The sequence below is a fragment of the Methylobacterium sp. Leaf106 genome (genome assembly GCF_001422895.1).
Taxonomy (GTDB): domain Bacteria; phylum Pseudomonadota; class Alphaproteobacteria; order Rhizobiales; family Beijerinckiaceae; genus Methylobacterium; species Methylobacterium bullatum.
Genome location: NZ_LMNB01000023.1, coordinates 372,879 through 394,325, shown reverse-complemented (window position 1 = coordinate 394,325; position 21,447 = coordinate 372,879). Strand labels below are relative to the sequence as shown.

The window sequence follows — 21,447 nt, the reverse complement described above, 5'->3', positions numbered from 1 at the left end:
CATTTCGAAACTATCAGGAATTTGCGTTGCGAATGGCCTGCTCGGCATCGGCGCCGGCCTTGCGAGCGGCTTCCGTACCTTGTTCCATCGCCTTGCGGGTGTTCTCGGCAGTCTCCTGCATAGCGGCCTTGGCCTTCTCGGCACCCTGCTGCATGGCGCTCTGCGCTAGGCCACCGAACTCCTTGGCCTGGGCCTGGATCGCAGCGAACTGGCTGCGGACGAACTCGGCTTGATGCTGCATGGCCTCCTGCAGGTCGCGCGAGCGAACCAGCTTCTGGGCGAGGTCGAAGGCGGCATTCACGTTCTGCTCGGCGAACTCGAAGCCGCGAGCGGAGACGTCATGCGCGCTCGTGCGGGCCGTATCGGCCGAGCCATGAACCGTGTCGGCGGTGCGGCGGGCCGCACCGATGAACGAATCGAAAGCCTTGCGGGCCTGATCGACGCTCTTTTCGGCAAAATCGCGCATTTCAGCAGGCACTTCATAGTTCGGGGTGTTGCTCATGTCCGTCTCCTCTGAACTTGCTTGTTGATCGTTTGTTGTGCGCTGCACAATAACACATCGCCTGCCCTATGCCACCCTCGTGCGTGGCATTAAGGATGACAAAAGGTAAACGCGCACCGGCAGCGCTTGGTGTCTATATCGGCGGCGCGTTGCGGGTAAAAAAGAGCGCGAATCACTTACATGCCAGGCGAAACGGGTACGGATGTTCGAAAAAGGGGCTGAAGAACCGACGTCCGGCCCCGACCCGGACCTCGGCGACCTCGTCAGACACTGGAGTGGTGATTCGCGGTTCGGGCTTCGTCTGAGCGCCCCGGATGCCGTTTGGCTCGTGTTGGACGGGACAGCGGAGCGAGTCCTGCTGGCTTCGACGGCGGCAAACGGCCTCGGCCGTGCGATCGGCACCGACGAATCGGGCCGGGTCGATGCAATTCGCCTGTGCGACCAGGTTCGCCCGCGCCGTCTCCCATTGGATCGGCCGACGCTGATGAAGCTTCGGTTCGAAACGCGCCGTCTCGGAGCGGCCACGACGTGCCTCGTATTGCGGACGAAGGACAAGTCGGGGCGCAACCTCCTGATCGTGGCGCTTCTCGACCGCTTGCCGAACCACCGCGCATCGCCACAGAAAGCCGTCGTGGAGCCCGCCCTCCCGCAGGCCGAGGAGGCGCCAGAGCCTGCGCGCCTGTCCCCGGTCGCGGAAGGCGTGCCTTCGCCGCAGGACAATCCTTCGATGCAGACCGGCCGCCTGGTATGGCGCAGCGATGCCGACGACAGGCTCACCGACATTTCCGGGGCTGCCGCCGCGTCGGTCAAACCGGCGATGCTCGGCCGGACATGGTCCGCCCTGTCACAGACCCGTACGCTCCTCGATGCGGAGGGGCTCCTGCTCGCCCTCGCCCAGCGCCGCACCTTCCGGGCGATCTCCGTCACCCTGCAGCCGGACGGGGCGCCGGATGCGATGGATCTCGACATCTCCGGTACGCCGACCCGGCGCGCCGGAGACGAGTTCTCCGGATTCAACGGCTTCGCCATGGTCCGCCCCTCCGTGTCCCCCTCGGCAGAGGATGTCGTGACGAGCACGGGCGATGCGGAAGCGTCCCCCGATCAGTCTCCGAGCGAGCGACCCGTCCCGGAGGCGGCAGGCGGCATCGGCACCGTTGCCGATCCAGCCGAGGTGACGGCCCCCGTCGCCACTCTATCCAATGGCACCGGGTCGCCCGTTTCCTCCGGGGTTCCGGCAATCGAGGCGGCGGCGCTACCGCCCGTCGCCGAACCCTCGCCCGGTCTCGTCGCCGACGCGGCGAGCCCGGTGGTGGACGCGGATGCCCCCCCCGCCCCGCCGCCGCTCGTTTCGGAGGCCGACGCGCCGCCGGAACCGGTCGAGTTCGCCACCGAGCCTTCGTCCGACGCCCAGAGCGGTTGGCCGACGCTCCAGGACTCTCATCTGTCGAGCCACGAGCATGCGGCGTTCCGCGAGATCGCCCGCGCCCTGGGCGCGCGCTTTGCGGGCGATTCCGAATCCGATGAAGAGGTCACGACGGACGACGAACGGCCGGCCAGCGGATCGGTGACCCCGTTCCCCTCCGCGATGGCGCGCAATGTAGAACCGGCTCCGGAAGGCCCGAACGCCGCCGTGGCGGCGACGCTCGAACGGTTGCCCGGCGGCGTGATGATCTATCGCGACGACAGCGTCCTGTTCGCCAATGGTCGCCTGCTGACCATGGCAGGGTTCGCCGATCTCGCCGAGCTCACCGCGTCGGGTGGCCTCGACAGGCTGTTCGGAGGGCTCATCCCACACGAGCGGTCGGCGGATGGCGCGCCCGCTCTGCTCACCACCCAGGCCGGTGACCGCCTGAGCGTCGATATCCAGGCGTCCGAAGTCGACTGGACCGGCGCGCCGGCCCAGCTGCTCCTCGTCCGCGATGCGGTCGCGGGGGAGCCGGCCCGCGAGCGCGCGGCGATGCAGATCGCCGATGCCTTCGCCGGTGCCCGCGCCGCCGACGCGCAGGCCGTGCTCGACAGCCTGGAAGACGGCGTCGTCACCCTCGACCGGAATGCCCGGATCATCGGGCTCAACCGCAGCGCGGCGGCGACGTTCGGTCTCGACCCGCGCGAGGTCGTCGGTGCCGGCATTCTCAGCCTGTTCGCGCCGGAAAGCGCCGTGGCCGTGCTCGCCAGCGTCCATGGCATCGCCGGCCCGGCACAGGCGGCTCAGTCGCAACCGGTGCCCGATGTCATCGCCCGGGCGGCCGCCGGCATGCTGCCGATGCTGATCCATGTGGCGCCTCTCGCCGGGCGGGACGACGGCCGCATGGTGATGACCGTCCGGGACGTGCGCGCTACCAGAAGCGTCGAAGCTGAATCCTCGAACGCCCGGCGCGCGGCGGAATATGCCAGCGCGCGCAAGTCGGATTTCCTCGCCCGGATCAGTCATGAGATCCGGACGCCGATGAACGGCATCCTCGGCTTTGCCGACATGATGCTGGCCGAGCCGTTCGGCCCCATCGGCCATGAGCGCTACCGCGACTATCTCGGCGATATCCACGCCTCGGGCACCCACGTCCTCAGCCTCGTCAACGACCTGCTCGACCTCGCAAAGATCGAGGCCGGGCGCCTCGACCTGTCCTTCGAGGAGGTGCCCCTCAACGACGTCGTCACCCATTGCGTGGCGATGCTGCAGCCGCAGGCGATGCGTGACCGGATCGTCCTGCGCACGAGCTTCTCCCACGACCTGCCGCCCCTGGTCGCCGACGAGCGCTCGTTGCGGCAGGCCGCCCTCAACATCATCGCCAACGCCATCGCCTTCACCGAGGCCGGCGGGCAGGTCATCGTCTCCACCACACTGGCGGACCGGGGCGAGATCGCCCTCCGGGTGCGCGACACCGGGATCGGGATGAGCCCGGACGAGGTGGAGACCGCCCTCGAACCGTTCCGGCAGATCGCCGTGGCGGCCTCGCCCAAGGGGCGGGCGGATGGGCGAAGCACCGGCACCGGCCTCGGCCTGCCGCTCACGAAGGCCCTGGTGGAGGCCAATCACGGAAGCTTCCGCATCGAGAGCCGGAAGGACGAGGGCACATTGGTGGAAATGCTGTTCCCGCCCCAGGCGGCGGTCAGGACCGCCTGACCGTCGAGGCGGGCGCGGACTCGTCTCACGGCCGGGCATCTGCCATCATCGGCGGGCCATGCGGCGTGCGTCGAGCCTGCGACGCGCGGCCTGCGGAGGACCGGGCCCCATGCACTCTCCATGACGAGACGCCTGCCTCCGATGGCCGTGACGGCCCTGATCCTGGCGTTCTGCCTGTCGGCCGAAGCCGCCGAGCCCGTCCGCATGACCCTCCTCACCAACCGCACGGGTCCCGGCGCCGCCATCGGCGCGCGGGTGGCCAATGGCGTTCACGATTACCTGGAGATGCTGAACCAGCGCGATGGCGGGATCGGCGGCGTGCCCTTGCAGGTGGAGGAATGCGAGGTCGCCTCGGAGGTCGAGCGCGCCCGGGCCTGCTACGCCGCCGCGCAGGCGTCCGGAACGGTCCTGATCACGACGCCGGACCGGGGCATCACCCAGGACCTGCTGGAACCGGCCGCGCGCGACCGGATCCCGATCCTGTCCCTCGCCGACGGCTTCCCGGCCGGAACGCGCGGCGACCTGCTTCCATGGGTGTTCAACCCCTCCTCCACCGTGCTCGGCGGCATCACCATCGCGATCCGGTATCTCGCCAATAGGCTCGGTGGCCTGTCCGAGCTGCAGGGCCTCTCCATCGGCCTCGTCTACAGCCATGCGGGCGCCGATCCGTCCGCCCTCGTCATCCTGCAGGAACTCGGCACCCGGTATGGGTTCTCGACGCTGCTCTTCGCCGATGACGAGACCGAGGCTGGCAAGGCCGCCCTGTGGACACGCATCGCCGCCGCGCGCCCTGACCATGTCATCCTCCTCGGCCAGGGCACGCGGAGTGGAGTTTCCATCGAGGAGGCCCTGAAGGTCGGCTTCCCGCCCGACCGGATGATCGCCCTGCGCTGGCCCGATCAGGACGGCATCCGCCGCACCGGCTCGGCGAGTCGCGGCTTCAAGGAGGTGAGCCGCCACGCTTTCGGCGATGCTTTCCCCGCCTTCGATGCCATCGACACCTTCGTCGCCGATCGCGGATTGTCCTCGACGCCGAAGGACGGTTCGGGGGAGACCCATTATAACCGGGGCGTCTACAACGCGGTGCTCGCCGCCGAAGCCATCGCGGAGGCCCAGAGAGCGCGGCGCGGCGCACCGTTGCGCGGCGCGGACGTGCGCCTCGCCTTCGAGGGCCTGTCGATCGACGACAGCCGCTGGAAAGGACTCGGGCTGGCGGGCTTTGCCCATTCCCTCACCTTCACCTGCCGCGATCACGGCGGACGGCCTTCCGGCTTCGTGCAGGTCTGGGATGGCGCGAAATGGCTCCGGGTGGCCGAGGGGGTTCCGCAGATGAGCGACATCGTGGATGCGCGCCTCGATGCAGTGGTGGCTGAGTTCCGGACGGCCAACCCGGCATTGCCGGCCCGCGCCGAGCCCTGCGGGTCGCTTCCCTGACACGGCCTGGGTTCGCCTAGGCCTTCCGGCACCGACTTCAACGGCGCCGATCTCCGGCCGTAAGCAACCCCGGCGCACCCCATCCGTTCTTCCGCGACAGATGGAGAAGCGCGATGCGTACAACCCTGAGACTTCTGGCCGCCGGACTTTTCATGGCCGGAGCAACCGGCGCCCTGGCCCAGACGGGCGGCACCTCGACGACCGGGCAGAACCTCGACTCGGCCGGCGCCTTCCGCAACATCACCCCCACCGGCGTCACCAAGCCCCCCGGCGCCGCGGCCGCGCCCGACACGCCGGTGAAGCGTGACGACAACGGCAAGCGGCCCAAACCGGAAGGTTCGGGCATCAAGGGGATCTGTATCGGCTGCAACTGACCTGCAGGCCACCGCTGGCGAGGAGTATTCCCCCAATTGGGGGTGCCGGCGCTGTTGGATCATGCCCCTTCGCGCTTGCGGTAAATCTGCTCCTGCGCATAAGAACAAGGTGGAAGTCCCGGCTGCGCGGTTTTCGCGATACGATCGGGCACCAGCAGGGAAAACGTCATGGACGAGAAGGTGGTCGACGTCCGCGCGGCCTGGATAGACGGCGCGCATGTGGACGATGCCGGGTATCAGGCGATGTACAAGGCCTCGGTCGACGATCCGGCCGCGTTCTGGGGCGAGCACGGCAAGCGGATCGACTGGTCGACGCCGTACTCCACCGTGAAGAACACGAGCTTTGCTCCGGGCAACGTCTCGATCAAATGGTTCGAGGACGGCAAGACCAACGTCGCCTACAATTGCATCGACCGCCACCTCGCCACCCGTGGCGATCAGGTCGCGATCATCTGGGAAGGTGACGACCCCAACGAATCCAAGCACATCACCTACCGCCAGCTTCATGCGGAAGTCTGCCGGATGGCGAACGTGCTGCGCAACCGCGGCGTCGGCAAGGGTGACCGCGTCACCCTCTACCTGCCGATGATCCCGGAAGCGGCCTATGCCATGCTGGCCTGCGCCCGGCTCGGCGCGATCCACTCCATCGTCTTCGGCGGCTTCTCGCCGGATTCCCTGGCCGGCCGCATCGAAGGTTGTGCCTCGAAGCTCGTCATCACCGCCGACGAGGGTCTGCGCGGCGGGCGCAAGGTCGCGTTGAAGGCCAATGTCGACGCCGCCATCGCGCGGCTCGGCAAGGATGCGGTGGACCATGTGATCGTCGTGCGCCGCACCGGCACTGCCGTGCCGATGGAGCCCGGCCGCGACGTCTATTACGACGAGGCCGCCGCCCAGGTCACCGATGATTGCCCGGCCGTGGCCGTAGAAGCAGAGCACCCGCTCTTCATCCTCTACACATCAGGCTCGACGGGCCAGCCCAAGGGCGTGGTCCACACCACCGGCGGCTATCTCGTCTACGCCGCCATGACGCATCAATACGTCTTCGATTACCGCGAGGGCGAAGTCTACTGGTGCACGGCCGATGTGGGCTGGGTCACGGGCCACAGCTATATCGTCTACGGGCCGCTGGCCAATGGCGCCACGACCCTGATGTTCGAGGGTATCCCGACCTACCCGTCGACGTCGCGGTTCTGGGACGTAGTGGACAAGCACAAGGTCAACATCTTCTACACTGCCCCCACGGCGATCCGCTCCCTCATGGGTGGCGGCGAAGGCCCGGTGAAGAAGACGTCGCGGGCCAGCTTGCGCGTCCTCGGCTCGGTGGGCGAGCCGATCAACCCGGAAGCCTGGGACTGGTACTACCGCGTGGTCGGCGACAGCCGTTGCCCCATCGTCGACACCTGGTGGCAGACCGAGACCGGCGGCATCCTCATCACCCCGCTTCCCGGCGCCACCAAGCTGAAGCCCGGCTCGGCCACGCGCCCGTTCTTCGGCGTGCAGCCGCTCATTGTCGATGCCGAGGGTAAGCCCCTTGATGGCGCCTGCGAGGGCAATCTCTGCATCGCGGATTCCTGGCCTGGCCAGATGCGCACGGTCTATGGCGACCATGAGCGGTTCGAGCAGACCTACTTCTCCACCTATCCGAATCTCTACTTCACCGGTGACGGCTGCCGCCGTGATGCGGACGGTTATTACTGGATCACCGGTCGCGTCGACGACGTCATCAACGTCTCGGGCCACCGCATGGGCACCGCGGAGGTCGAATCCTCCCTCGTCGCCCATCCGAAGGTGTCGGAAGCGGCCGTCGTCGGCTACCCGCATTCCATGAAGGGACAGGGCATCTACGCCTACGTCACCCTGATGGAAGGCGAGGACGGTTCGGACGAGCTGCGCAAGGAATTGGTGGCCTGGGTCCGCAAGGATATCGGCCCCATCGCCTCGCCGGACCTGATCCAGTTCGCCCCCGGCCTGCCCAAGACCCGCTCCGGCAAGATCATGCGCCGCATCCTGCGCAAGATCGCCGAGGACGAGTTCTCGTCGCTCGGCGACACATCGACCCTGGCCGAGCCGGCCGTGGTCGACGACCTGATCGAGAACCGGCAGAACCGCGCGTCCTGATCGCCAAACTCCCGCAACGAAGCGGCGCATCTCGAAGGAGATGCGCCGATCGCGTCCTGGCCGGATCCCGAGCCGTCGCTTCCGTTTGACCTGACGATATCGTGACCCTGCGACGCTTGCGCTGACGCGCCTCGGGACATGAGACAAGATCGGCAGACTTAAGCGCGCCCGCTCCTTCATCGCTACAGTATTCGTCGAGACCGAGACCCCGTTCAGAAGGGTCGACGCTCCAGGGAAAGGTACGCCATGTCCGATATCGAGACTGCGCGGATTGCGCAGAACCCGCGGTTCAAGGAGCTCGTGCACGAACGCACCCGCTTCGGCTGGACGCTGACCATCCTGATGCTGCTGGTCTATTTCGGCTTCATCGGCCTCATCGCCTTCGACAAGTCTTTGCTCGCCCTGAAGATCGGGAGCGCCACGACGTCCCTGGGCCTGATCCTCGGTGTCGCCGTGATCGTCTTCGCCTTCATCCTCACCGGCATCTACGTCCAGCGCGCCAACGGCCGCTTCGACGAACTGACCGCCGCGCTCAAGCGGGACCTCGGCCGATGATCCGCTCCGCCCACCCCATCGCCCTCGGCACCACCCTCGCGGTCATTCTCGCGGGTGCCGCCTATGCGGCCGGCCCGGATATCGGCGCCGTCACGAAGGCCCAGACGAACTGGCCGGCCATCGGCATGTTCGCGTTCTTCGTGCTCTTCACCCTCGGCATCACCTACAAGGCGGCCAAGGGCACCAAATCGGCCTCCGACTTCTACGCCGCCGGCGGCGGCATATCGGCCGGCACCAACTCGCTGGCCATCGCCGGCGACTACATGTCGGCCGCCTCGTTCCTCGGTATCTCCGGCCTCGTCTACACCTCCGGCTTCGACGGGCTGATCTACTCCACCGGCTTCCTCGTGGGCTGGCCGATCGTGCTGTTCCTCATCGCCGAGCGCCTGCGCAATCTCGGCAAGTTCACCTTCGCCGACGTGGCGAGCTTCCGCCTCGACCAGACCTCGATCCGCATCATCTCGGCGGTGGGCACCCTCGTCGTGGTGGCCTTCTACCTGATCGCCCAGATGGTCGGAGCGGGAAAGCTGATCCAGCTCCTGTTCGGGCTCGAATACCTCTACGCCGTGGTCATCGTCGGCGTGCTGATGATCGTCTACGTGGCCTTCGGCGGCATGAAGGCGACGACCTGGGTCCAGGTGATCAAGGCCTGCCTGCTGCTGGGCGGCGCCACCTTCATGGCCGGCGCGGTCCTCTACAAATACGGCTTCAACCCGGAGGCCCTGTTCTCGGCGGCCGTCGCCACGCACCCGAAGGGCGACGCCATCATGGCGCCCGGCGGCCTCGTCTCGAACCCGATCGAGGCGATTTCCCTCGGCGTCGGCCTGATGTTCGGCACCGCCGGCCTGCCGCATATCCTGATGCGGTTCTTCACGGTCTCCGACGCCCAGGCCGCCCGCAAGTCGGTGTTCTATGCCACCGGCCTGATCGGCTACTTCTACATTCTCACCTTCATCATCGGCTTCGGCGGCATCGCCCTGCTGATGTCCGACCCGGCCTATTTCAAACTCGATCCGGCCGGCGCCTTCGACAAGCTCAAGGGCATGGTCGGCGGCACCAACATGGTCGCCGTGAACCTCGCCAATGCCGTGGGTGGACCGTACTTCCTCGGCTTCATCTCGGCGGTGGCCTTCGCCACGATCCTCGCGGTGGTGGCCGGCCTGACCCTCGCCGGCGCATCGGCGGTAAGCCACGACCTTTATGCCAGCGTCATCGCCCGCGGGCGCAGCAACGAGACCTCCGAGGTCCGGCTCTCGAAGATCTCGGCGGTCGTCATCGGCATCGTGGCGATCTATCTCGGCTACGTCTTCGAGAACCAGAACGTCGCCTTCATGGTGGGCCTCGCCTTCTCGGTGGCGGCGAGCTGCAACTTTCCGATCCTCACCATGTCGATCCTGTGGCGGGGCACGACCACCTGGGGTGCCCTCATCGGCGGCTTCGTCGGCCTTTTCGCGGCGGTCGGCATGGTGATCCTGTCGAAGGCGGTGTGGGTGACGACCTTCGGCAATCCGGTGGCGATCTTCCCCTACGACAACCCGGCCCTGTTCTCGATGCCGCTCGCTTTCCTCACGATCTATGTGGTGTCGAAGCTCGACAATACTGCAAGGGCCAAGCGCGAGCGCGCATTGTTCGAACAGCAGTTCGTGCGCTCGGAGACCGGGATCGGAGCCGACGGCGCTCACGCTCACTGACGGTTTCAAGATCATTCGACAAATGCTTGAAAGGGCGCGGCGGAAGCCGCGCCCTTTCTCATTCATGGCATCCCGCCGGGCGGCGGCCCGATCAATCGGCACCAAAGTGACACGTTTGCATAAAAACGTGAGTATCCTTGTGCCGTCAGCTTTTTCACTCTTGGGCGAAATCATGGCGTGAGGTAGCGTCGATCGCTCTCTTTTCCGTGAGCGGTAAGACCAGCGCGCGCCAGGACTGGGGCGACTGCGAACGCCGACGCAGTGCCCAAGTCTCTGAAGTGATGAAAGCCAGGCCTGCAAAAGCCTGGAAGTATAAAAAATTTTGGAGGTTCCCCCCATGTCTGCAACGTCAGCGGTCCCATTACCAAAGGATGCCGCACGGCCCATGAGTGCCGGCGAGAAGAAGGTCATCCTGGCCTCCTCGCTCGGCACCGTGTTCGAGTGGTATGATTTCTATCTCTACGGATCGCTCGCCGCGATCATCGGCGCCCAGTTCTTCTCGGCCTATCCGGAAGCCACGCGCAACATCTTCGCCCTGATGGCCTTCGCCGCCGGCTTCCTGGTCCGCCCCTTCGGCGCGCTGGTGTTCGGACGTCTCGGCGACCTGGTGGGCCGCAAGTATACCTTCCTCGTCACTATCCTGATCATGGGCATATCGACCTTCGTGGTCGGCCTGCTGCCGTCCTACGCCACGATGAACGAGTACGGCGTCGGCTGGGTCGCACCCGTGGCGCTGCTGGCGTTGCGCATGCTCCAGGGCCTCGCGCTCGGCGGAGAATACGGCGGCGCGGCGGTCTACGTGGCCGAGCACGCTCCTCCTGGGCGTCGCGGCTTCTACACCGCCTTCATCCAGACCACGGCGACCCTCGGGCTGCTGCTGTCGCTGATGGTGATCCTTTTCACCCAGATCTACGTCAACGCGAACTATGCACCCGTCGCCACCACCCTCGCCGATGGTTCGGCCGGGACGATCACGCCCTTCGCCGCCTGGGGCTGGCGCATTCCGTTCCTGGTCTCGATCGTGCTGCTCGGCGTCTCGGTCTGGATCCGTCTGCAGATGCAGGAGAGCCCGGCCTTCAAGAAGATGAAGGACGAGGGCACCGGCTCGAAGGCACCGTTGTCCGAGGCGTTCGGCCAGTGGCGCAACGCCAAGTGGGCGCTCCTCGCGCTTCTCGGCCTCACCGCCGGCCAGGCCGTGGTCTGGTACACCGGCCAGTTCTACGCGCTGTTCTTCCTCCAGACGATCCTGAAGGTCGATCAGTTCACGGCCAACGTGCTCATCGCCTGGTCGCTCATCCTCGGCACCGGCGGGTTCCTGTTCTTCGGCGCACTCTCCGACAAGATCGGCCGCAAGCCGATCATCCTCGGCGGTTGCGTGATCGCGGCACTGACCTTCTTCCCGCTGTTCAAGGCGCTGACCGCGGCCGCCAACCCGGCCCTGCACGCGGCCCAGCAGAGCACGCAGGTGGTGGTCAAGGCCGATCCGGCGGATTGCTCGTTCCAGTTCAATCCGGTGGGAACGGCCAAGTTCACCAATTCCTGCGACATCGCCAAGGCGCTGCTCGCGCGCTCGGCCGTGAACTACACCACCGAGCCCGCCGCTCCCGGCACCAAGGCCACCGTCACCGTCGCCGGCAAGGAGTTCGCCGCCGCCGATCCGGCCTTCGCCAAGGATATCGGCGCGGCCCTCACCGCCTCCGGCTACCCGACCGCCACCAACCCGAGCATCGTGAAGATCGCCATCGAACCAAAGGACGGCCTGTCCAACTTCGCCAAGATGATCGACATCTTCTCGGTCCAGAAGCTGACGATCATCGGTATCCTGACGATCCTCGTCCTCTACGTGACGATGGTCTACGGCCCGATCGCGGCGGCCCTCGTCGAACTGTTCCCGACGCGCATCCGCTACACCTCGATGTCGCTGCCCTACCATATCGGCAACGGCTGGTTCGGCGGCCTTCTGCCGGCCACGGCCTTCGCCATGGTGGCCCAGACCGGCGACATCTATTTCGGCCTCTGGTACCCGATCGTCATCGCCCTCGCGACGGCCGTCATCGGTGCCCTGTTCATCCCCGAGACCAAGGACAGGGACATCTTCACCTGGGACGACCGCCCGGCGCGGTAGTCCTCGAACGGGGGCGCCGGACCGGGCTCTCCGCCACGGTCCGGCGCCGGACGTGAAGCCCCTGATGTTCCGCCATGAAAAAAGGGCCCCGGATCGCTCCGGGGCCCTTTCTCGTGTCGTCCGCGCGCGAAGCCCGTGTGTCGTCAAGCGGCCTCGACGGTCTCCGCATGGGCCGCCTGCAGGGCGTGATGATCGGCCATCGTCTGCCAGGCATAGCGCATGGCGAACTCGGCCACCGCCTCGTCGAAGGCGTCGCCCTTGCCGAGATAGCCGGCGATCATCGCCGCGTCCCCGGAGCGGGCATGGGCACGGGCGAGCGTGGTGCCGCAGAGCCGGGCATAGGCTTTGGGGCCGCTCTCGGCGAGGATCTCGGCGACGGCCGAGAGCTTCTTGTTCTTGAGCTGGCGCACGTAATAGGAGCGCCCGCTCACCTCGGAATGAGCGGTGCCGAGGAACATGTCGCTGGCCGCCTGCATGATGCGCTGGCCGTCGATCACCCGCTGACCCTCGGATGCGAGGAAGAACGGGCTCAGGGCGAGCTGACCCAGGACCGAAGGCCGGGCTTCCTTGATCTGCAGGAAGAGCGGCGCGCCATCCGCGTCGGAGTAGAGCCCCACGGCGCAGACCGTGCCCACCGAGCCGATGCCCACCACCTTGAAGGCGACGTCGCGCTGCATGTAGCGCAGGGTCAACAAGTTGCGGTCGGCCTGGAGGCTCTGCGGATAGGCGAGCAACGCGGCGGCCGCTTCCTGCACCGCCTCGGTCAGGCCATTCGGCCCTTCGTGGAAGATCGTCGGGTCCTTGTCGGCGATGCGCCACTGGGCCGGGTCCGAATGGAAGGTCGCCGGGTCGAGGTCCGGGGCGTCGCCATGGCTCAGACCGTCGGCGGTCTCGGAGGCCGCATCGGCCAGGAGGCGCCGGCACAGGTCCCCATCGCCGAGGCGGCCGATCTCGTCATCGAGGTCGATGCGGCTGTGCCAGATGGCCAGGGGCGAGAGATAGGACAACTCGCGAATGTGCTCGCGATAGGCGCAGACGCTGGCGCGAGCCGCGCGATACGCCTTGTCCTCACCCTGGGCGAAGGCGGCGACGGCGACGCTGGCGGCGAGGCGCTTCACGTCGATGGTGAAATCGACGTTCCAGAGCGTCTCGTCGAAGTCGTTGATGTCGAACAGGGTCTGGCCCTCGGCGCTGCGATACACGCCGAAGTTGCCGATGTGGCAATCGCCGCAGGCCTGGACCGGGATGCCCGGAACCGGAACGCCCGCGAGATCGGAGGCCATCACGGCGGCGGCACCGCGCAGGAAGGCGAAGGGACTGGCCCGCATCCGCTCGTGGCGCAGGGGGATCAGCTCGAGCAGCCGGCCGGCATCGTTCGCCCGCAAGACAGCCAGCGGATCGCGGTCTTCGGCCGGGTACCAATCGGCATGCGACTCCCGGGGGACCGAATCGCGCAGGCGCTTGCCGGCCGCCCGGCGCTCCGCGCGATTGGAGGAAAGATACGTGTTGCTCATGGAAGATAGCCTCGACAGGGCGATGCGCGCAGGCCGTTCGCCGCACACCGCGCGGCATCAGTGCCGGAAGTGGCGATGTCCTGTAAACACCATGGCGAGCCCGGCCTCGTCGGCGACCTTGATCACGTCGGCGTCCCGCATCGATCCGCCGGGCTGAATCACCGCCGTGGCGCCGGCCTCCGCCGCCGCGATCAGGCCGTCGGCGAAGGGGAAGAAAGCGTCCGAGGCCACCACCGAGCCCTTGGCCAGGCTCTCCGCGGCGCCGATGCGCTTGGCGCCCTCCGCCGCCTTCCAGGCGGCGATGCGCGAGGAATCCACCCGCGACATCTGCCCGGCGCCGATGCCCACCGTGGCACCGTTCCTGGCGTAGACGATGGCATTCGACTTGACGTGCTTGGCGACGCGGTAGGCGAAGCGCAGGTCGGCGTATTCCTGAGCCGTGGGCTCGCGCTTCGTCACCACCTTCAGCGTCATGTCGTCGACCACGGCCGCGTCGCGGCCCTGGACCAAGATGCCGCCGGCGAGGTTGCGCATGGCGAAGCCCTTGGCGCGCGGGTCGGGCAGGCCGCCCGCGAGGAGGAGGCGCAGGTTCTTCTTGGCCGCGACGAGGGCGATCGCCTCATCGGTGGCGTCCGGAGCAATGATCACCTCGGTGAAGATCTCGACGATCCGCGCGGCCGATTCGGCATCCAGCGTGCGATTGAGGGCGACGATGCCGCCGAAGGCCGAAGTCGGGTCGCAAGCCAGCGCCCGCTCGTAGGCCTCTGCCAGGGTGTCGCCTTCGGCGACGCCGCACGGGTTGGCGTGCTTGATGATCGCCACCGCGGCGGCGCGGGCCGGGTCGAACTCGGCGACACATTCGTAGGCCGCGTCGGTATCGTTGAGGTTGTTGAAGGACAGTTCCTTGCCCTGGAGCTGGCGGGCGCTCGCCACACCGGGCCGAACGAGGCCGGGCGTGCGGTAGAAGGCCGCCGATTGGTGGGGGTTCTCGCCGTAGCGCAGGGATTGGGCGAGCGTGCCGCCGAAAGCGCGGAAGGCGGGGGCCGCCTCCATCTCCACATGGTCGGCGAGCCAGGAGGCGATGGCGGAATCGTAGGAAGCGGTGCGGGCGAAGGCCTTCTGCGCCAGCCGCCTGCGGGTCGCGGCTCCCAGCGTGCCGTTGCCGGCTTCGAGCTCCGAGAGGATCGCGCCGTAATCGGCCACATCCACCACCACCGCCACGTCGGCATGGTTCTTGGCCGCGGCGCGGATCATCGCCGGGCCGCCCACATCGATGTTCTCGACCGCGTCGTCATAGGCGCAGGGTTTCGCGATCGTCGCCTCGAACGGATAGAGATTGACCACGAGGAGGTCGATGGCGCCGATGCCGTGGGCGGCCAGCGCCGCCTGGTGCTCGGGATCGTCGCGCACCGCGAGGAGGCCGCCATGCACCGCCGGGTGCAGGGTCTTCACCCGCCCGTCCATCATCTCGGGAAAGCCGGTGATCTCCGCGACTTCCGTGACCGGCAATCCCGCCTCGCTCAAGGCCCGGTGCGTGCCGCCGGTGGAGACCAGGGCGACGCCGCGCTGGGACAGCGCGCGGGCGAAATCCACGAGGCCCGTCTTGTCGGAGACGGAAAGGAGTGCGCGGGCAACCCGCGCCTGATCATGCGACATCGTCGAGAACCGTCCGGCACAGGGCAGACTCTGCCCCTGAAACGCGGCGGGTACCACAGATGGCGCCCTATCGGCTACCGGGCCGCCTCATCGGCCACCGCAGCCTCGCTTCGGGCGGGATCGTTCCGCCCCGGCGCCTGCGCGAGGTGCAGGAATCGCCATCGCACCCGCGTGCCCTCCCCCGCCGTGACATAGAGGACGATCTGGTCGGTCCGACGCGCACCCGTCAGCCCCGCGAAATACACGCTCTCCTCCAGGGCCAGGGCCGCACCGTCGGCCTCGAACCGCCAGACCTCTCCCAGGGGCGAGGCCAGATCGATCCCTCCGCCCTCGGCCGCATTGGCCGCGATGGCGGGATGGAGGTGGAACCGGATCGCCGCCTCCGGCGGGCGCAGCCGGATGCGATTCCCCTTGTGGGCCACCGACACGAAGGCATCCTCGCCTTCGAGCCCGGCGCCGTCCGGGAGGAGGCACCAGCGCCGCTCGTGGACGATCCCGAATTCCGCGGCATAGCCGTCATGGCGGCCGGCGAGGATCAGCGAGCCGCCATCGCTCGTCCGCTCGGATTTGACCGCACGCGGGCCGCGCACCAGAACGGGTCCGATCCGTCCGATGAGCCAGTCCGACGCCCAGCGACTTCCCACCCCCTCGCTGGCGCCGAGGAACCGGCAGGACGAGGAATCTCCCACCGTCGCGGTGGAATGGGCGGCGGTGCTGCGGGCAAGGCGCCGCAGCTCCGGACCGCTCGCCGGCAGGCCGCAATTGATCACCACCCGCTGGGGGCCGCTCGACATCTCGAAGGAAAGGCAGCCGGCCCCGGCATTCATCGAGAAGGGCAGCGGCGGCGGCGCCCCCACATCGGCGACCACGACGACCCGGCCGCTCTCCAGCCGCTCGTAGCCGGAATTCGGCGCGTGCATCATCGGCTGCGCCAGGGCGCCGTCATAGACCAGCAAGGTGGCGAGATGGTCCGCCGCCGTGGCGCCCATGCCGTTGAAATGGCTCAGGGACGCATCGCCGTGGCGCAGGAGGCGCAGCAGGGGCAGCATGCGGTCGATGGCATGGAGCAAGGCCACCGGCGGATCGAGGCTGCGGCTGAGGAAGCTCTGGCGCAGGGGCAGAAGGTCGAGGAGGAGCTCCATGGCGAAGCGCGGGTCGCGGCTACGAGGGCCGCCATCCGCCATGATCTGCCGGTCGAGCTCGCGCGACAGGATGCGCGTGGCCCGGCGCAGGATCGGTTGAATGCCCTCGCAGCACAATCCGGCATAGCACAGGGCCACCACCGCCAGGAGCCGCGATTGCGGTGGCAGGCCCCGGCGCAGGGAGCGTTCGAGGTCTCTGGCGCCGCGTCCGATCGCCTTGAGAAAGGCTTGGTAGAAGGCGTGGTCCGCCCCTTCCAGCACGAGGGGCGACTGGCACAGGAAGGAGATCAGCCGCCGTGCCGCCACGGGCACGGGCGCGGCCAGGGCCTCGTCGCCACGGCCGGCGATGAAATCCGCCACGAAGGCGCGGGCATTGGCGCGTGCCAGCGCCGTGTCGGCGGCGCGCAGGTGGCGCAGCCAGCCGAAACCGTAGAACGCATCCGCCCATTCCGGCGAGGGCGGCGCGTAATCGAAGGGCGAGCGGCCGCTCACCGAGAGCGAGCGCCCCGCGAAGACGAACAGGCCGGCATAGATATCGTCGGCGAAGGTGGCGTCGCTGGTGCGCAGATCGTGCGGGGCGATCACCAGAGCGCTGACACGGGCGCGCGCGAGCAGGTCCGGGCTCGCGGTGAGGCGTGCGGAGACGCCCCGCGCCGAGCGCGCGATCTCACGCCCGACGAGCCGATAGAAACGCCAACGATCAGCCCCCCAACCCACGCACGCCTTTCCTCCAGCACCGCGACCCGGATGGCCATCGTGCCGGATGTCGTCCCATCTGGAAGCTAAGCCGTGCCTATTAACCAACAATTAAGGATGCCGATACTCATCGCGCCGCCTCGTGGCCTCTCCGCTCGGGATTTCCCCCTCCCGAGTGGCGCCGCGCACAGGGGAAAGGTTGGGCACCCCCACGGCCCGGCAAACTGTATTTTTTGGCGAACTCGGCCGGAACGGTTGAATGCTGCACAGGTTATACACAGCGCCAGCGAGTTTCGTTCCTGCAGCCTCCAGCAATGGCAGTGTGCCTGTGACTGTCATCCCCGCCTTTAAGCGCGCCGGTCTCTTGATGTCCGCCGCAGCGTTATTATGCACGTCTGGCGCTGCGATGGCCCAGAACGCTCAAGACCGTGGCCTCGGCGGCCTGTTCGAGGCGTTATTCACTCCGGCCCGCCCAGCGGTGGAAGCGCAGCAGCCCGCTCCCGCGATCGAGTTGCCGCAAAGGTCCCTGACGATCCGGCGCGAGGCGAACCGCCCGCGCCCGAAGATCCGTTACGCCGCCCTGCCGAAGAGCGAGCCGCTGCAGTTGCAGATCGGCGATCGCCAGACGCCCATCCCGCTCTCCTCCGGGCCGATGGCCGCCCTCCTCAAGGATCCGACCCTGCGCCCCGGCGACATCGTCGTGCTGAAGGACGGTGCCCGCGTCTTCACCGGCAACGAGGACAGGACCCATACCGTGCGGGATTTTGAGCCGGTGAGCCGCTCCGCTTCGGTCGATCGCAAGACCAAGGCGCTCCTGTCCATGATGATCGCCCCGGTGGGCGCACTGCCGCCCGACGAGGTGCGCAAGTTCATGGCCCGGCTGAAGAAGTCGACACCCGCGAGCGACGTGAACGGCGCGGCGCAGATTCAGACCGTCTCCATGCGGGTGATCACGCCGTAGGGCGGGCGCCTACCGCAGATACGTGACGCTATACAAAGTTCGTCGCAACTCGCTCTCCGTCACCCAGATGCGACCATTGTCGCAGCGCTCGCGGATGCCGTCGCGCATGCGGCCGCAATATTCGCCGGTATTGTCCTGGATTCGATACTGGCACACATCGCCCGCCTTGCGGCGGCCGATGACCGGGCTCGCATGGTCGGCGAACAGGTCGGGATCCTTCGGGTCTCGGTCCTCCAGGAGATACCAGCTGTAGCCCACGGTCGGCACGCGGCCATGGTCGAGCGCGTAGTCCACCATGGCCAGGATGCGGTCGAGCTTCGGCTTGCTCGGATGGCGGCCGGATTCGAGCATGTCGGCGAAATCGGCCTGGCTCGCCGCCACGCGGTAGGAGACCGGCAGGAGCGGCACCGGCAGCGGCGTCCGGCGGCAGGCCGCCTCCACATGGGCGATCCAGGCCGCGTTGAACGGATCGGCCCATCGCCCGCGCAGATGGGTCGCGGTGGCGGCTACGGCGCGAAAGCTCTGGCGCGTCGGGCGAAGCTTCGTCCGGTAGCGCAGCGAGCGCAATGTCGGCAGCACGTAGCGATAGCCGTCGTTGGACGGCAGGTCACGGTCCTCGCAATACCCGCCGATATTGTAGAGGAGCGCCGCCGTATCCTCCTCACCGCCCTCGATCTTGTCGAAATACGGTTCCAGGCTCGGGTTACCGTCCTTGGTCGCCTCCGCATTGTTGCGGCTCCAGGCGATGTCGGCCCGGTAGGCAGGGTGCGCGCGAAGATGGCGGTTCAGATGCGGGTCCGCGATCGCCTCCAGGCGCGCCGGGTCGGCGAAGTAGAATTTCGTCGCCACGTCGAGGGGCGAGACCGATTTGCCGACTCGGTGCGAGATCATGTCCGCCGTGGCGTAGGCAAAGCAGATCGCGCTCTCGCCCTGGTTCAGGGGCAGGTCTTTCGGCGAGGGCGAAATCCCCACGTCGCGGGTGCCGGTATGGATCTCGAACGGGATCGTCAGCGAGACAGGGGCGCAGGCGGGATTGCGGGCATAGGCCGGCGCCACCGGCAGGATGCGGCGGTCGATCCCGTCGGCCCCGGCTTGGCCGACGAGAGGCAAGACCGCGAACAGTCCGGCAATGGCATGGCGGAAGCCCCGCACCGTGCGCCTTAGGCTTTCCGAACCAGACGGCTCGCGAAGAACCCGTCGATCCCGCCACGGACCGCCGGGGGGGCTCCTTCGCCTACGACCCCATCGCCGGACAGATGCGAGGGCAGCGTCCGAAGGTCGCCGTCGCCGTTGATGAGCTCGCCGAGGCCGCCGACCTCCTCCGAGCGGATCGCGAGCCGTTCGAAAGCCGGATTGCGGGCGAGGAAGGCGGCGACCTGCCCCTCGCCTTCCTCGGGCTCCAGCGAGCAGGTGCAATAGACGAGACGCCCTCCCGGCTTCACCAGTGTGGCGGCACGGTCGAGGAGGCGGCGCTGCAGCCCGCCGAGGCGACCGACATCCCCGCCGGCCTTGGTCCAGGCGACATCGGGATGGCGGCGGATGGTGCCGGTGGCCGAACAGGGCGCGTCGAGGAGCACGGCGTCGAACGTGCCGGCGTCGGTCTCGGGCAATTGGGTGGCATCGCCGACGCGGATCTCTGCCTCCAGCCCGAGGCGGGCGAGGTTCTCCGTCAGACGTTCGAGGCGCGGGGCCGAACGGTCCACGGCCACCACCTCCGCCCCCGTAGCGGCGAGCTGGGCGGTCTTGCCGCCGGGCGCGGCGCAGAGATCGGCCACGCGCTGCCCCGGCCCGGCCGCGAGCAGGCGGGCGGGGATGGCGGCGGCGGCGTCCTGCACCCACCACGCGCCCTCGCCGTAGCCGGGCAAATCCGAGACCGCCGAGCGCACCTCGTGCAGGCGGATGCTGCCGGTGGGCAGGGCGACGCCGCCGAGGCGCTCGGCCCATTCCGTCGCGCTGCCGCGCGGTGTGATGTCGAGGGCAGCGCCCGAGAGATGGGCCGAGGCGATGGCCCGGGCCGTGTCGGGTCCATAAGCGGCGCTCCAGCGGGCGGCGAGCCAGTCCGGGGTGTTCTGCGCCAGGGGATCGGACGCTTCGGCCGCGATGGCGTCCCGCTCACGGATCACCCGGCGCAGGATGGCGTTCACGAGGCCGGGCGTGTGCTGCAGGTAGGGGTCGCCCTTGGCGAGGCGGACCGAGAGATCGACGGCGGCATGGTCCGGCACGTTGAGATCGAGGATCTGCACGGCGCCGGTGACGAGGAGGGCCACCAGCCTCGGCTGGTCCGGCGGCAGGCCCTGAGTCATGCGGGCGGCCAGCATCCGCCGCAGGAAGCCGAGGCGGCGGAAGGTGGCGGTGGCGATGGCCCGCGCCAGCGATGCGTCGGCGGCGTCGAGGCCGGCGTCGACGCCCGCCTTGGCCAGGGCGTCCTCGAGGGCGAAGGCGCGGCCCTGCACGAGGAGATCGGCCACGGCGGCATGGGCCACCTGCCGGGCGGCGAGGCCCGGAACCGTGCGGTCGATCGTCGTCGCCGGCCCATCCGCGTTGCGGCGTGTCGCCATGAATGCCACTTTCCGTGTCCGAGGCCCGGTCACCCGGAGCCAATCCCAACGGATGCCCTCCCATCCGGCCCACCGAGATGCAAGCCATGACGACATCCGACGACGCGGAAAACGCCGAGATCCCGCCCCGCCCCGCCTTGACGCCCGCCGCAGAGCGGGCTCTGGCCGAGGCCGCCGACCGACGCGCTGCCATCGACGCGAAGGCGGCGGAGATCTCCGCCGCCCGCGAGCGCCAGGGCCGTGGTGGCCTGGAGCCCGTCCGCTACGACGATTGGGAAGTCAAAGGCATCGCCGTCGACTTCTGAGAGCGGGCTCAGCGCGTGACGTAGACCTGCGTGCCCACCGAGACGCGCCCGTAGAGATCGACAACGTCCTGATTGTACATGCGGATGCAGCCATAGGACGCGTAGGTGCCCACCGAATTCGGGCGGTTGGTGCCGTGGATGGCATATTCGCCGCCCGCCAGGGTCATCGCCGCCGCGCCCATCGGGTTGTGCGGCGAGCCGCCGGCGATCACGTCGGGCAGGCGCGGGTTGTCACGCTTGACCTCGCGCGGCGGCGACCAGGCCGGCTCGACATATTTGCCGTCGATCTTGGTGGCGCCGGTCCATTGCTTGCCGGGCTTGCCCACCGCCACGGGATAGCGGATCGCCGTGCCGTCGCCGTTGACGAGGTAGAGCCGGCGCTCCGAGGTGCGGACCACCACGGTACCGGGCATGACGGCCTGGTCGAAGGCCACGAGTTCGCGGGACGCGGCCGGTGACGCGGCAAACCCCACACTCAAGACCGTTGCGGCCAAACAAGCGGCGAACCCATTACGCGCGAACATCTGTCGTCATCCCCGAAAGCGAGACCGTGAGCTTCACGATAAGCAGCGATCGAGATTGCCGTTCCGGTTACCGGTGGGGGTCATCGGCCGGATACGCACCGGAATGATGGAGCGCGGTTAAACGGCGCCCCTCACACTCGCGCTAAAGGCGAACGGTCCGATTAGGCTTTG

Annotated in this window: 16 protein-coding genes; 9 read left to right on the top strand and 7 right to left on the bottom strand. The window is 68.0% G+C overall.

The genetic code is table 11. From position 1 onward, the window contains the following. Positions 1-13: 13 nt before the first annotated feature. Positions 14-502, bottom strand: coding sequence for a phasin (locus ASF34_RS13575; protein WP_026176167.1), 489 nt, complete (start codon positions 500-502; stop codon positions 14-16). Positions 503-986: 484 nt separating this feature from the next. Here ASF34_RS13575 and ASF34_RS13570 point away from each other — a divergent pair, with 484 nt between their 5' ends. The 7 genes from ASF34_RS13570 to ASF34_RS13540 all read left to right on the top strand — a co-directional run bounded on the left by ASF34_RS13570 (position 987) and on the right by ASF34_RS13540 (position 11,920). Further along, on the top strand, positions 987-3,623 hold the full coding sequence (locus tag ASF34_RS13570; RefSeq protein ID WP_156465718.1) for a sensor histidine kinase: 2,637 nt from the start codon (positions 987-989) through the stop codon (positions 3,621-3,623). A gap of 141 nt (positions 3,624-3,764) precedes the next feature. Further along, positions 3,765-5,057, top strand: a complete 1,293-nt coding sequence (locus ASF34_RS13565; RefSeq protein ID WP_056161646.1) for an ABC transporter substrate-binding protein — start codon at positions 3,765-3,767, stop codon at positions 5,055-5,057. A gap of 113 nt (positions 5,058-5,170) precedes the next feature. Continuing rightward, entirely contained in the window at positions 5,171-5,431 is a 261-nt protein-coding gene (locus ASF34_RS13560) for a hypothetical protein (protein ID WP_018045144.1), read from the top strand. Positions 5,432-5,599: 168 nt separating this feature from the next. Then, positions 5,600-7,549 carry an acetate--CoA ligase gene (gene acs / locus ASF34_RS13555; protein ID WP_056161645.1) on the top strand — a complete coding sequence of 650 codons (1,950 nt, stop codon included), beginning with the start codon at positions 5,600-5,602 and terminating at the stop codon, positions 7,547-7,549. 246 nt (positions 7,550-7,795) lie between these two features. Continuing rightward, complete coding sequence (locus ASF34_RS13550; RefSeq protein ID WP_018045146.1) at positions 7,796-8,104, top strand: DUF485 domain-containing protein; 309 nt, start codon at positions 7,796-7,798, stop codon at positions 8,102-8,104. Then, the gene (locus tag ASF34_RS13545) at positions 8,101-9,795 is read left to right on the top strand and encodes a cation acetate symporter (protein ID WP_056140331.1); all 1,695 of its coding nucleotides are present in this window, start codon (positions 8,101-8,103) and stop codon (positions 9,793-9,795) included. The genes ASF34_RS13550 and ASF34_RS13545 overlap by 4 nt, the downstream gene beginning before the upstream one ends. Before the next feature lie 385 nt (positions 9,796-10,180). Beyond that, positions 10,181-11,920, top strand: coding sequence for an MFS transporter (locus ASF34_RS13540; RefSeq protein ID WP_082494167.1), 1,740 nt, complete (start codon positions 10,181-10,183; stop codon positions 11,918-11,920). Positions 11,921-12,063: 143 nt separating this feature from the next. Here the strand turns inward: ASF34_RS13540 and ASF34_RS13535 are convergent, their stop codons facing one another. The 3 genes from ASF34_RS13535 to ASF34_RS13525 form a co-directional block, all read right to left on the bottom strand. Next, complete coding sequence (locus ASF34_RS13535; protein WP_056161641.1) at positions 12,064-13,434, bottom strand: DUF2252 domain-containing protein; 1,371 nt, start codon at positions 13,432-13,434, stop codon at positions 12,064-12,066. A 57-nt stretch (positions 13,435-13,491) separates the two neighbouring features. Next, positions 13,492-15,090 carry a bifunctional phosphoribosylaminoimidazolecarboxamide formyltransferase/IMP cyclohydrolase gene (purH, locus tag ASF34_RS13530; RefSeq protein ID WP_056161639.1) on the bottom strand — a complete coding sequence of 533 codons (1,599 nt, stop codon included), beginning with the start codon at positions 15,088-15,090 and terminating at the stop codon, positions 13,492-13,494. Positions 15,091-15,164: 74 nt separating this feature from the next. Further along, on the bottom strand, positions 15,165-16,949 hold the full coding sequence (locus tag ASF34_RS13525) for a heparinase II/III family protein (protein ID WP_056161637.1): 1,785 nt from the start codon (positions 16,947-16,949) through the stop codon (positions 15,165-15,167). A gap of 385 nt (positions 16,950-17,334) precedes the next feature. Between ASF34_RS13525 and ASF34_RS13520 the strand changes: the two genes are divergently transcribed. Further along, the gene (locus ASF34_RS13520) at positions 17,335-17,889 is read left to right on the top strand and encodes a hypothetical protein (RefSeq protein ID WP_056161635.1); all 555 of its coding nucleotides are present in this window, start codon (positions 17,335-17,337) and stop codon (positions 17,887-17,889) included. 9 nt (positions 17,890-17,898) lie between these two features. Here the strand turns inward: ASF34_RS13520 and ASF34_RS13515 are convergent, their stop codons facing one another. Both ASF34_RS13515 and ASF34_RS13510 read right to left on the bottom strand, forming a co-directional pair. Continuing rightward, complete coding sequence (locus ASF34_RS13515; RefSeq protein ID WP_244478992.1) at positions 17,899-18,999, bottom strand: hypothetical protein; 1,101 nt, start codon at positions 18,997-18,999, stop codon at positions 17,899-17,901. A gap of 50 nt (positions 19,000-19,049) precedes the next feature. After that, a complete protein-coding gene (locus tag ASF34_RS13510; protein WP_056161631.1) occupies positions 19,050-20,447 on the bottom strand; it encodes an RsmB/NOP family class I SAM-dependent RNA methyltransferase in 1,398 nt (465 codons plus the stop codon). An 86-nt stretch (positions 20,448-20,533) separates the two neighbouring features. Here ASF34_RS13510 and ASF34_RS13505 point away from each other — a divergent pair, with 86 nt between their 5' ends. Next, on the top strand, positions 20,534-20,752 hold the full coding sequence (locus ASF34_RS13505) for a DUF1674 domain-containing protein (protein ID WP_018045155.1): 219 nt from the start codon (positions 20,534-20,536) through the stop codon (positions 20,750-20,752). Positions 20,753-20,760: 8 nt separating this feature from the next. Here ASF34_RS13505 and ASF34_RS13500 read toward each other — a convergent pair whose 3' ends face one another. Then, positions 20,761-21,276: a L,D-transpeptidase gene (locus ASF34_RS13500; RefSeq protein ID WP_026176170.1), complete on the bottom strand. Its 516-nt coding sequence runs from the start codon at positions 21,274-21,276 to the stop codon at positions 20,761-20,763. Between the last annotated feature and the right edge of the window lie 171 nt (positions 21,277-21,447).

What these genes read in the sequence shown, in the direction of transcription:
- ASF34_RS13575 (WP_026176167.1), bottom strand. Translation starts at nt 502, where the DNA reads ATGAGCAACACCCCGAACTATGAAGTGCCTGCTGAAATGCGCGATTTT.
- ASF34_RS13570 (WP_156465718.1), top strand. Translation starts at nt 987, where the DNA reads ATGAAGCTTCGGTTCGAAACGCGCCGTCTCGGAGCGGCCACGACGTGC.
- ASF34_RS13565 (WP_056161646.1), top strand. Translation starts at nt 3,765, where the DNA reads ATGGCCGTGACGGCCCTGATCCTGGCGTTCTGCCTGTCGGCCGAAGCC.
- ASF34_RS13560 (WP_018045144.1), top strand. Translation starts at nt 5,171, where the DNA reads ATGCGTACAACCCTGAGACTTCTGGCCGCCGGACTTTTCATGGCCGGA.
- acs (WP_056161645.1), top strand. Translation starts at nt 5,600, where the DNA reads ATGGACGAGAAGGTGGTCGACGTCCGCGCGGCCTGGATAGACGGCGCG.
- ASF34_RS13550 (WP_018045146.1), top strand. Translation starts at nt 7,796, where the DNA reads ATGTCCGATATCGAGACTGCGCGGATTGCGCAGAACCCGCGGTTCAAG.
- ASF34_RS13545 (WP_056140331.1), top strand. Translation starts at nt 8,101, where the DNA reads ATGATCCGCTCCGCCCACCCCATCGCCCTCGGCACCACCCTCGCGGTC.
- ASF34_RS13540 (WP_082494167.1), top strand. Translation starts at nt 10,181, where the DNA reads ATGAGTGCCGGCGAGAAGAAGGTCATCCTGGCCTCCTCGCTCGGCACC.
- ASF34_RS13535 (WP_056161641.1), bottom strand. Translation starts at nt 13,434, where the DNA reads ATGAGCAACACGTATCTTTCCTCCAATCGCGCGGAGCGCCGGGCGGCC.
- purH (WP_056161639.1), bottom strand. Translation starts at nt 15,090, where the DNA reads ATGTCGCATGATCAGGCGCGGGTTGCCCGCGCACTCCTTTCCGTCTCC.
- ASF34_RS13520 (WP_056161635.1), top strand. Translation starts at nt 17,335, where the DNA reads ATGGCCCAGAACGCTCAAGACCGTGGCCTCGGCGGCCTGTTCGAGGCG.
- ASF34_RS13510 (WP_056161631.1), bottom strand. Translation starts at nt 20,447, where the DNA reads ATGGCGACACGCCGCAACGCGGATGGGCCGGCGACGACGATCGACCGC.
- ASF34_RS13505 (WP_018045155.1), top strand. Translation starts at nt 20,534, where the DNA reads ATGACGACATCCGACGACGCGGAAAACGCCGAGATCCCGCCCCGCCCC.
- ASF34_RS13500 (WP_026176170.1), bottom strand. Translation starts at nt 21,276, where the DNA reads ATGTTCGCGCGTAATGGGTTCGCCGCTTGTTTGGCCGCAACGGTCTTG.